The organism is Nocardioides sp. CF8 (genome assembly GCF_000389985.1).
Lineage (GTDB): Bacteria > Actinomycetota > Actinomycetes > Propionibacteriales > Nocardioidaceae > Nocardioides > Nocardioides allogilvus.
The window spans coordinates 3,512,992-3,522,978 of the sequence record NZ_CM001852.1; the positions used below are offsets into that span (position 1 = coordinate 3,512,992).

The following is a 9,987-nucleotide window of genomic DNA, read 5'->3' on the forward strand; positions in this document are numbered from 1 at the left end:
GCCGCCGGCGACGAGGTGCTCGACGTCGGGGCGCAGGTCGTCGGTGGCGCGTCGCAGGAGGAGGTCGACGCCGCTGTCGGGGACGGTCATGAAGGGTGGCCTTTCAGGACTTCAGGTCGGTGAGTGACGTGCCGAGCTGGCCGCGGAGGCGCTCGAGGGCCCGCATCGTGCGATTGCGTACGGCGCCGGGGCTGACCCCGATCGCCTCCGCCGTCTCCGCGACCGAGCGGTCGTCGAGATAGCGGAGCACCAGCACGGCCCGGTCGAGCGGATCCAGCGAGGCGAGCGCGTCGCGCAGCGTCAGCTGCACGTCGATCTCTCCGCCGCCGACAGCCCGTTCGGGCAGGTGCTCGGTCGGTCGCTCGTGGTTGCTCCGGCGTCGCTGCGCGCTGATGAACGTGCGCACCAGCGTCGTGTGGGCATAGCCCGCCGGGTTGTCGATCGGCCCGCGCAGCCGGCTGTGCCACCGCACGAAGAGCTTCGCCAGGGTCTCCTGGACGAGGTCCTCGGACCGGTGGTGCTCACCGCACAGCAGCCAGGCCGCCCGGTAGAGGGCGGGCGTGCGAGCAAGCGCGAACTCCTCGAAGTCCCCGTGCTTGCCCGACATGTCACTCCTTGGGTTGGTTGGCGTCACCCCTCATGACGCGCACCGCCCCGGACGCGTCACACGGTCTCGGGCAAAGCCTTCCGGTAGGTCGCCATCGCCCGCTCCGGCTCCCAGTGTGCGCGCATCGACGCGACCCGGCCGTCGTCGTTGACGCGGTAGACCATGACGAGGTCGGTCGCCACGGTGCCGCCGTCGTGGAAGGTGGTGGTGATGGTGCCGATGTTGGCGCACTCGTTGCCGTTGGCGTGGCTGTCGGTGATGTGGAAGTGGAAGGTCGCGATCGGCTCGATCGCCGCTGCCCAGAACTTCCGGATCGCGTCGTGGCCGTGGTGACCCACGCCCTCGGGGTCGAACATCGAGGGACCGACCGGATCCTCGATGACCGCGTCCTCGGCGTACACCGTGAGCCACTCCTCGAGGTCGCCGCCCGAGACGGCGGCGTAGGAGCGCTGCGAGGCGCGGCGGGCGGGGTGGTCGCCGTCGGGTGCGTCCCAGGTGATGTGGTCCGCGGTGGCGTCGGTGGTGGTCATGCGTCTGATGGTACGGCGAAACGAGAACGTGTTCTAGGTCCAAGCCGTCGCACGCGGGTCACCAGGATTTCACCGGGCGGTCGTCACGACCTGTGACGGTGCGGACATGGCCAAGCACCAGCTCTTCCTGCACATCGGACCCGACGTCGTCGAGGTGGACGCCGACGTCCGCGAGCGGCTCGCGGCGGTCGGCGTACGCACCCCCGACGCCAGCCAGACCGACCTGCACCATGCGGACCTGGAGATCCGGCGCGCGCACAGGTCGGCCGACCTCACGCGCAAGGACGTCGAGGGCGCGTGGGCGAAGGTCTGCCGCCGGGCGTTCCGCCTGAAGTCCGACGCCTTCGTCAGCCAGCCCGGCTTCTTCGAGGCCGACGCCGACCAGGCGGCGCTCGCCGTCGACGGGCTGGCCGGGCTGAAGGTGCACCTCGTGGTCACCCCCGAGACCCGTGACGACCTGCCCGTCGCCTGGACCCGGCTGGTCAAGCCCGGGCGCGTGCACGCGATCGAGCCCGGCCTGGCGCCGGCCGACTTTGCCGCCGAGCTGGCGCGGATCGCGTTGACGCAGGAGAAGGCGCGCCTCGACAAGGCGTTGAGCAAGGTCAAGAAGCGGCGCAAGCAGGTCAAGGACCAGCTCGCCGCCTGATCAGCCGATCGGCGATCAGCAGGATCAGTGGGGCTGCCAGGCGTCTTCGTCGGCCGTGAGGTCGGCGACCGCGTCGGGCAGCTTGCCGTCGGCGAGGTCCTGGATCGAGACACCTTCGAAGACCGAGCGCAGCGAGCGGCGCGCAGCGATCCACACGTGCTGGAGCACCTTGGCGGACTCGCCGTAGGCGACCGACTCCGGCCGGAGGCCGTAGACCGAGACCAGCGGACCGTCGACGGCGCGGATGACGTCGGCGACCGACACCGACTCGGGCGCGCGCGCGAAGCGCCAGCCGCCCGACTGGCCCCGCTGGGAGACCACGATGTCGGCACGGCGCAGGTCCGCCAGGATCGCCTGCAGGAAGCCGTGCGGGATGTCCTGGGCCTTGCCGAGCTGCTCCGCGCTGACGGCGGTGCCGTCGGTGACGGAGGCGATCTCGATCAGCGCCCGGAGGGCGTAGTCGGCCTTGGCGGAAACGCGCATGTGGGTCAGTTTGTCAGACGGATCCCCCACGTCGCTCAACGATGCCGCGCACCGCGACGCCAGGCGTGTGACCTGCCACATGGGCCGTTCGTGTTGCGCAGCGCCGATCCCCGATGCACAATTAAGTTACCGACGAGTAGCACACCGAGCTGCTCGCCGCCGAAGTCCCCCCGGACATCGGCTCCGCACGGACCGGATCCAGAGCCTGGACCGGTGCCACGAAACGGAACAGGTAGAACGTGAGCCACTACAAGAGCAACCTGCGCGACATCGAGTTCAACCTCTTCGAGGTGCTCGGCCGGGACGAGATCCTGGGTCAGGGTCCCTTCGGCGAGGTCGACGGCGAGACCGCCCGCGAGATCCTCGGCCAGGTGGCCAAGCTCGCCGAGGGCGAGCTGGCGGCATCCTTCGTCGACAGCGACCGCAACCCGCCGGTCTTCGACCCCAAGACCAACACGGCCCCCGTGCCCGCGTCGTTCAAGAAGAGCTACCAGGCCTGGATGGACGCCGAGTTCTGGCGTCTGCAGATCCGCGAGGAGCTCGGCGGCACCCCTGCCCCCTCCACGCTCAACTGGGCGATCGGCGAGATGGTGCTCGGCGCCAACGCCCCGATCCACATGTACGCCGCCGGCGCCCCCTTCGCCGGTGTCGTCTACAACAACGGCAACGAGCGCGACCAGCGCATCGCCCAGATCATGGTCGAGCGCCAGTGGGGCTGCACCATGGTCCTGACCGAGCCCGACGCGGGCTCCGACGTCGGTGCCGGCCGCGCCAAGGCCACCCCGAACGAGGACGGCTCGTGGAACGTCACGGGCGTCAAGCGCTTCATCACCAGCGCCACGCACGACATGAGCGAGAACATCATGCACCTCGTCCTCGCGCGCCCCGAGGGCGTCGAGGGCGCCGGCGGCCCGGGCACCAAGGGCCTCTCGCTCTTCTGGATGCCCGAGCACCACTTCGACCACGAGACCGGTGAGCTGACCGGCGAGCGCAATGGCGTCTACGTCACCAACGTCGAGCACAAGATGGGCATCAAGGTCTCCAACACCTGCGAGGTCACCTTCGGCGACCCGCAGGTCGGTGGCGGCGAGGCGGCCCAGGGCTGGCTGCTCGGCGAGGTGCACAACGGCATCGCGCAGATGTTCGACGTCATCGAGAACGCTCGCATGATGGTCGGCACCAAGGCCATCGCGACGCTGTCGACCGGCTACCTCAACGCGCTCGAGTTCGCCAAGGAGCGCGTCCAGGGTGCCGACCTGACGCAGGCGGCCGACAAGACCGCCCCGCGCGTCACGATCACCCACCACCCCGACGTGCGCCGCTCGCTGATGACGCAGAAGTCGTTCTCCGAGGCCATGCGCGCGCTGGTGCTCTACACCGCGTCCTGGCAGGACCAGGTCATGATCGCCGAGCACGAGGGCACCTCCGACTCCAAGGAGACCCGCCTGGCGGCCGCCGTCAACGACCTGCTCCTCCCGATCGTCAAGGGCTACGGCTCGGAGCGCTCGTGGGTGCTGCTCGGCACCGAGTCGCTGCAGACCTTCGGTGGCTCGGGCTTCCTGCAGGAGTACCCGATCGAGCAGTACGTCCGTGACGCCAAGATCGACACGCTCTACGAAGGCACCACGGCGATCCAGGGCCAGGACTTCTTCTTCCGCAAGATCGTCAAGGACCAGGGCCGCGCGCTGGGCCACCTCGCGGGCGAGATCCAGGGCTTCATCGCCTCCGAGGCCGGCAACGGTCGCCTGAAGGTGGAGCGTGGCCTGCTCGCCACCGCGCTCGAGGACGCCAACGCCATCGTCGGTCACATGATCAACGACCTGATGTCGGCCGACGTGTCGGCCGAGGGCGGCGACCTGCGCAACATCTACAAGGTGGGTCTCAACACCTCCCGCCTGCTGATGGCGCTCGGCGACGTCGTCTGCGCCTGGCTGCTGCTGCGCCAGGCCGAGATCGCCCTCGCCAAGCTCGACGGCGAGGTCTCCGCCAAGGACAAGTCCTTCTACGAGGGCAAGGTGGCGGCTGCGCAGTTCTTCGCGCAGACCAACCTGCCGCGCCTCACCGCGGAGCGCGCCATCGCCGAGAACATCGACCTCGCGCTGATGGACCTCGACGAGGCTGCTTTCTGATCTGATCCACACACTGACCCGCCCGAGACTTCGGGCGGGTCAGTGTCATTTCTGGCGTACGGCGACATGACACCTGTCATGGACAGGTCGTGACACTTCCCCCGGGGCCGGGGGCGCGCCCGCCAGCAGGGTGGACGCATGACGACACCAGCCATCCGGGCCACTGCGCTGAACAAGACCTTCCGCAGCACCGACGGCACCTCCGTCGTCGCGGTCGAGCACGTCGACCTGACCGTCCAGCCAGGCGAGATCGTCGCCTTCCTCGGCCCCAACGGCGCCGGCAAGACCACCACCGTGGACATGCTGCTGGGCCTCACCTCGCCGACCAGCGGCACCATCGAGCTGTACGGCGCCACGCCCCACCACGCAGTCGTCGACGGCCGCGTCTCCGCTGTCCTGCAGACGGGCGGCCTGCTCACCGACTTCACGGTCCGCGAGACGATCCAGGCGATCGCCGCCCTGCACGGCCGCCCCGACCGGGTCGACGCCGTCATCGAGCGCACGGGCCTCGCCCCGCTCGCCAGCCGGCTCGTGAAGGCCTGCTCCGGCGGTGAGCAGCAGCGGCTGAAGTTCGCCCTGGCGCTCGTCCCCGACCCGGACCTGATCATCCTCGACGAGCCGACCACGGGCATGGACGTCGCGGCCCGCCAGGCCTTCTGGGACACGATGCGCGCCGACGCCGAGACCGGGCGCACCATCGTCTTCGCCACCCACTACCTCGCCGAGGCCGACGCCTTCGCCGACCGCACGGTGCTGATGGCCGACGGCCGGATCGTGGCCGACGGCCCGACCGCAGAGATCCGGGCGGAGTACGGCGGACGCACCGTGACCTTCCGCCCGCCGAGCCACGTCGTTGACGGCCAGGGCATCGACGAGGCCTGGCTCGACGCCGTACGCGCCGCCGTCGCACCCCTGGGTGTCACCGAGCTCGAGGTCGCCAGCGCCAGCCTGGAGGCCGCCTTCCTCGCCCTGACCAGCACCACCGAGGCCCAGGAGGCCCTGCGATGAGCACGACGACGACGCTCCCGACCACGGCCGGGCCCACCGACCGCACGCACGACGCACCGGCCCCTCGCCGTCTCCTACGCCGTCCTCGACCTGAAGCGGCAGCTGCGTGACAAGGTCGGCATGTTCTTCATCGTCGCGCTGCCGGCGTTCTTGTTCTTCGTCTTCGGCATGGGCGACGACGAGGCCTACGGCAGCGCGGACATCGCGATGTACGTCATGGTCTCGATGGCGGCGTACGGCGCGGTGACCGCGACCACCACCGTCGCGGGTGCCGCCGCGACCGAGCAGGCGATGGGCTGGGGCCGGCAGGTCGCGCTCACGCCCCTGCCCGCCCTGTCCTTCGTGCTGGTCAAGACGGCGGTGGCGATGTCGGTCGCCGTCGTCCCGATCGCCCTGATCTACGTCATCGGCGCGGTCACCGGCTCGTCGGGCAACGCCGTCGACTGGCTGGCCACGGCCGCGATCGTGTGGCTCGGGTCGTCGCTGTTCGCGGTCTACGGCCTGGCGATGTGCCTGCTCTTCAAGGGCGAGAACGCGGCGTCCGTGGCGTCGGGGCTGATCGTGATCCTGAGCTTCCTCGGCAACGTCTTCACGCCCATGGACGGGCTCATGCTCGACATCGGCCGGCTCACCCCGCTCTACGGCTATGCCGGCCTGGCCCGCTACCCGATCACCGAGGGCCACCTCCCGATGGATGCCGGTCACGACTCGGTGTGGCTGTTGCTCGCTAACGTGTGCGCGTGGACGGTGATCTTCGCAGCGCTGGCGGTCTGGGGGCTGCGCCGCGGGCGGGAGCGGGTGTGAGCGACGCCCACCCCGAGCTGGACGCCACCAACCCCTGGGAGCGCTGGGGCTGGGCGTTCGCCTCGATCTGGCTGGTCTTCCTCGTCTACCCGATCGTCGCGACGCTCGAGGCCGACGTCGCCACGGGCTGGAAGGTCACGACCTTCGCGTGCATCCTCGGCTTCGCGGTGAGCAACATCCTCGGCTACAGCCTCTGGTCCGACCGGGCCTGGCTGGCGCTGACGCTGATGGGCGTCCTCGCGCTGGCGACGACGCCGGTGATCGGCGTGGAGGCGCTCGCGTTCACGCCGTACCTCGGCATGCTCTCCGCCCTGCAGCTCCCCGACCCGTGGTGGAAGTGGGCGACCTTCGTCGCCGTCGTGCTGCCGGTGCTGTCGCTGGCCGGGCCCGACTGGTCCCGGCGTGGTTCTTCCTGATGGTCTGGCCGATCATGCTCGGCGGCGTGCTGATCCGGGTCTTCGGCGACAAGGCGCAGGAGGCGACCGAGACCCGCAACCGGCTGGCGCTCGTCGCCGAGCGCGAGCGGGTCGCCCGCGACGTGCACGACGTGCTCGGTCACTCGCTGACGGCGCTGTCGATCAAGGCCGAGCTCGCCTCGCGCCTGATCGAGGTCGACCCGGCGCGCGCCAAGGCCGAGCTGGAGTCGATCCAGGAGACCGCCCGGCAGGCGCTGGCCGAGGTGCGCGCCACCGTCGGCGGGCTGCGCGCGTCGAACCTCGAGGCGGAGCTCGCGACCGCCCCGCGCGTGCTCGCCGACGCCGGGATCAGGACGCAGGTGCTCGGCAGCGTCGCCGAGACCGATCCGCGCCACCGGGCGCTGCTGGCGTGGGTGCTGCGTGAGTCGGTGACCAACGTGGTGCGCCACGCGCGCGCCACCTCGGTGTCGGTCGAGCTCGGTCCCACCGGCCTGGTCGTCGCCGACGACGGCGCCGGCTTCGAGGCGACCGGAGGCCGGGAGGGCAACGGCCTGCGCGGCATGCGCGAGCGGGTGTCGGCGGCCGGTGGCACCCTGCAGGTGTCGGGCGGCCCGGGGACGCGCGTGGAGGTGGTGCTGCCGTGATCCGCATCCTGCTGGCCGACGACCAGGCCCTCGTCCGGGGCGCCCTCGCGGCCCTGCTCGACCTGGAGACCGACATCGACGTCGTCGCCCAGGTCGGTCGCGGCGACGAGGTCGTGGCTGCCGCCCGGGACTCCCGCGCCGAGGTGTGCCTGCTCGACATCGAGATGCCCGGCCTGACCGGCATCGAGGCGGCAGCGGCGCTCCGGGCCGAGCTGCCCGGGGTGCGGTCGCTGATCGTGACGACGTTCGGCCGGCCAGGCTACGTCCGGCGCGCGCTCGACGCCGGCGCGGCCGGCTTCGTCGTCAAGGACACTCCCGCTCGACAGCTCGCGGACGCCGTACGCCGCGTGCACGCCGGTCTCAGGGTGATCGACCCGGACCTCGCGGCGGAGTCGCTGATGGCCGGTCCGAGCCCGTTGACCGCGCGCGAGACCGAGATCCTGGCGTTCGCGCTCGACGGGTCACCGGTCTCGGCGATCGCGGCTCGCGCCCACCTGTCCGAGGGCACGGTCCGCAACCACCTGTCCGCGGCGATCGGCAAGACCGGCGCGACGACGCGCGCCGAGGCCGCGCAGCTCGCTCAGGCCAACGGCTGGTTGTGATCCCCGCCGTCGTCAGACGTCGTGGCGACGCTCCTCGACCACCGTCGTGTGCGATCGGCTGCGGGTGGCGATCAGCCCCAGGACGATTCCGAGCACCCCGGCGAGGATCAGGATCCAGCCGACGGTCGAGGTGGCGACCACGTCATCGACGGAGGCGGGCAGGTCGACCGCTCCGGTGACGAGGATCAGGCCGAGGACGAGCAGGACGATTCCGACACCAAAACCCATGATGACTCCTCTGTCTGTTCGAGCTGTCCCCTCGACCATAGGGGGTTCCGGGTCGGGAGACACGCACCGACGAGCCGGACTCGCCCGGTGCTTGGACCTGAGTCTCGAGAAGACTCAGGTCCAAGCGCCGCCCAGGGGCAGGGTGAGCACGGCGTCCCCGCCGGGGCTGATCCGGACCGGGACGCCCCAGTCCTGCTGGTGCATGTGGCACGCCGCCCCCTCTCCGGAGTCGGCGTCGCAGGAGGCCGCACGCGCGGCGATGTGGAGCACCCCGTCGCCGACGTGCGGGTCGAGGACGAGCTCGCGGATGAGGTCGGTGCCGCGGCCCTCGCCGGAGCGGATCAGGGCCGGGGGCGTCGCCGTCACGAGCAGCTGGGAGGAGGGCCCGAAGCGGTCGTCCACCTTCTGTCCCGGCGGCGGCGTGAAGGGCACGTCGAGGCGCAGGGTGGCGGCCACCTCGGTGACGGGTCGTCGCGTCGTGTGGCTGAAGTCGTCGGCCGCGACGCGGGCGTCGAGCGGGATCCGGGTGAGCCGGTGGGCGGCGGACTCGACGACGACGAGGTCGCGGCCCTCGACGTACAGGCCGCTGGGCTCACTGAGGTCCGTGGCGATGGTGGTGAGCGAGCCGTCGGCGAAGCGGCGGACGGCGCCGTTGTAGGTGTCGGCGACGGCGATCGAGCCGTCGGGGAGCACGGCGACGCCGAGCGGGTGCTGCAGCAGCGCGTCGGCGGCCGGTCCGTCTCGGAAGCCGAAGTCGAAGAGCCCGGTGCCGACCGCGGTGTGGACGGCACCGTCCTCGACCCAGCGCAGGGACGACGTCTCGGAGTCGGCCAGCCACAGGCGGTCACCGTCGACCGCGAGGCCGCTGGTCTGGGCGAACCACGCCTCGACCAAGGGGCCGTCGAGCAGTCCCTCGTTGGCCGTGCCGCCGGCGACCGCGACGGCGCCGGTGACGGGGTCGAAGGTCCACAGCTGGTGCACCCCGGCCATCGCGATCCACACGCGGTCGTGCCACCAGACGACGTCCCACGGGCTGCTGAGCCGCGAGGTCCCGTCGCCCTCGAACCACTGCTGGCCGTCGCCGGCCAGCGTCGTCACGATCCCCGTGGCGAGCGACAACCCGGCCAGGCGGTGGCCGACGGTGTCGGCCACGACCACGTCGTAGTCGAGGCCGAGGTCGGTCGGGACGAGGCAGAGCCCGTTGGGCTCGCGGAAACCGTCGAAACGCTGCTCGACGGAACCCGACGCCGACAGCAGCACCACCGCGTCGTGGCCGGCATCGGCGACCAGCACCCTTCCGTCGGGCAACGGGACGGCCTTCGCGGGGAACCTCAGGTCCGTCGGCTCGACGACGGGCGGGACGTAGGGCGAGTCGCCGGGCTGCAACGTCCCACGAGACCGGTGCTCCTCGACGAGCGTGGCCAGCAGCGCGGAGATCGCGTGGGCGTGGCCTTCGCCGGCGTAGTGGGCGACGACGTAGCCCTCGGGATCGATGAGGACCAGCGTCGGCCAGGCGCGGGCGGTGTAGGCCTGCCAGGTCGTCAGGTCGGGGTCGTCGAGCACCGGGTGGTGCACGGCGTAGCGCTCGACCGCGGCCGCCAGCGCGACCGGGTCGGCCTCGTGGACGAACTTGGGCGAGTGGACGCCGATGACGACCAGCTCATCGGCGTACGCCTCCTCGATCGGGCGCAGCTCGTCGAGGACGTGCAGGCAGTTGATGCAGCAGAACGTCCAGAAGTCGAGCAGGACGAAGCGGCCACGGAGGTCGCGGAGGCTCAGCGGGGCGGCGGTGTTGAGCCAGCCGCGGCCGGTGAGCTCGGGGGCACGGACACGCACCTGCCCATTGTCACAGGAACGCCTTAGGTGTTCTGTCCACGGAGGTTAGGCAGC

General features: G+C 71.0%; 12 protein-coding genes. 7 read left to right on the plus strand and 5 right to left on the minus strand.

The genetic code is table 11. From position 1 onward, the window contains the following. Window positions 1–103: 103 nt before the first annotated feature. Complete coding sequence (locus tag CF8_RS17140) at window positions 104–607, minus strand: SigE family RNA polymerase sigma factor (protein ID WP_010834360.1); 504 nt, start codon at window positions 605–607, stop codon at window positions 104–106. Window positions 608–663: 56 nt separating this feature from the next. Continuing rightward, entirely contained in the window at window positions 664–1,137 is a 474-nt protein-coding gene (locus CF8_RS17145; protein WP_010834361.1) for a nuclear transport factor 2 family protein, read from the minus strand. Window positions 1,138–1,243: 106 nt separating this feature from the next. Here CF8_RS17145 and CF8_RS17150 point away from each other — a divergent pair, with 106 nt between their 5' ends. After that, window positions 1,244–1,783 carry a hypothetical protein gene (locus CF8_RS17150; protein WP_010834362.1) on the plus strand — a complete coding sequence of 180 codons (540 nt, stop codon included), beginning with the start codon at window positions 1,244–1,246 and terminating at the stop codon, window positions 1,781–1,783. A gap of 24 nt (window positions 1,784–1,807) precedes the next feature. Here CF8_RS17150 and CF8_RS17155 read toward each other — a convergent pair whose 3' ends face one another. Continuing rightward, complete coding sequence (locus tag CF8_RS17155; protein ID WP_010834363.1) at window positions 1,808–2,266, minus strand: RrF2 family transcriptional regulator; 459 nt, start codon at window positions 2,264–2,266, stop codon at window positions 1,808–1,810. 239 nt (window positions 2,267–2,505) lie between these two features. Here CF8_RS17155 and CF8_RS17160 point away from each other — a divergent pair, with 239 nt between their 5' ends. The 6 genes from CF8_RS17160 (at window position 2,506) to CF8_RS17185 (ending at window position 7,869) form a co-directional block, all read left to right on the plus strand. After that, window positions 2,506–4,395, plus strand: coding sequence for an acyl-CoA dehydrogenase (locus CF8_RS17160; RefSeq protein ID WP_010834364.1), 1,890 nt, complete (start codon window positions 2,506–2,508; stop codon window positions 4,393–4,395). A gap of 138 nt (window positions 4,396–4,533) precedes the next feature. Continuing rightward, window positions 4,534–5,403, plus strand: a complete 870-nt coding sequence (locus CF8_RS17165) for an ABC transporter ATP-binding protein (RefSeq protein WP_010834365.1) — start codon at window positions 4,534–4,536, stop codon at window positions 5,401–5,403. A gap of 120 nt (window positions 5,404–5,523) precedes the next feature. Then, window positions 5,524–6,207, plus strand: coding sequence for an ABC transporter permease (locus CF8_RS17170; protein WP_010834366.1), 684 nt, complete (start codon window positions 5,524–5,526; stop codon window positions 6,205–6,207). Beyond that, window positions 6,204–6,623 (plus strand): hypothetical protein, encoded by a 420-nt coding sequence (locus CF8_RS17175; protein WP_010834367.1) that lies wholly within the window; start codon window positions 6,204–6,206, stop codon window positions 6,621–6,623. The genes CF8_RS17170 and CF8_RS17175 overlap by 4 nt, the downstream gene beginning before the upstream one ends. Then, window positions 6,623–7,267: a sensor histidine kinase gene (locus CF8_RS17180; RefSeq protein ID WP_010834368.1), complete on the plus strand. Its 645-nt coding sequence runs from the start codon at window positions 6,623–6,625 to the stop codon at window positions 7,265–7,267. The genes CF8_RS17175 and CF8_RS17180 overlap by 1 nt, the downstream gene beginning before the upstream one ends. Beyond that, on the plus strand, window positions 7,264–7,869 hold the full coding sequence (locus tag CF8_RS17185) for a response regulator transcription factor (protein WP_010834369.1): 606 nt from the start codon (window positions 7,264–7,266) through the stop codon (window positions 7,867–7,869). Before CF8_RS17180 ends, CF8_RS17185 begins: the two co-directional genes overlap by 4 nt. Before the next feature lie 12 nt (window positions 7,870–7,881). Here the strand turns inward: CF8_RS17185 and CF8_RS17190 are convergent, their stop codons facing one another. Both CF8_RS17190 and CF8_RS17195 read right to left on the minus strand, forming a co-directional pair. Continuing rightward, entirely contained in the window at window positions 7,882–8,097 is a 216-nt protein-coding gene (locus CF8_RS17190; protein ID WP_051204253.1) for a DUF6458 family protein, read from the minus strand. A 114-nt stretch (window positions 8,098–8,211) separates the two neighbouring features. Then, complete coding sequence (locus CF8_RS17195; protein WP_010834371.1) at window positions 8,212–9,933, minus strand: NHL domain-containing thioredoxin family protein; 1,722 nt, start codon at window positions 9,931–9,933, stop codon at window positions 8,212–8,214. Window positions 9,934–9,987 lie beyond the last annotated feature (54 nt).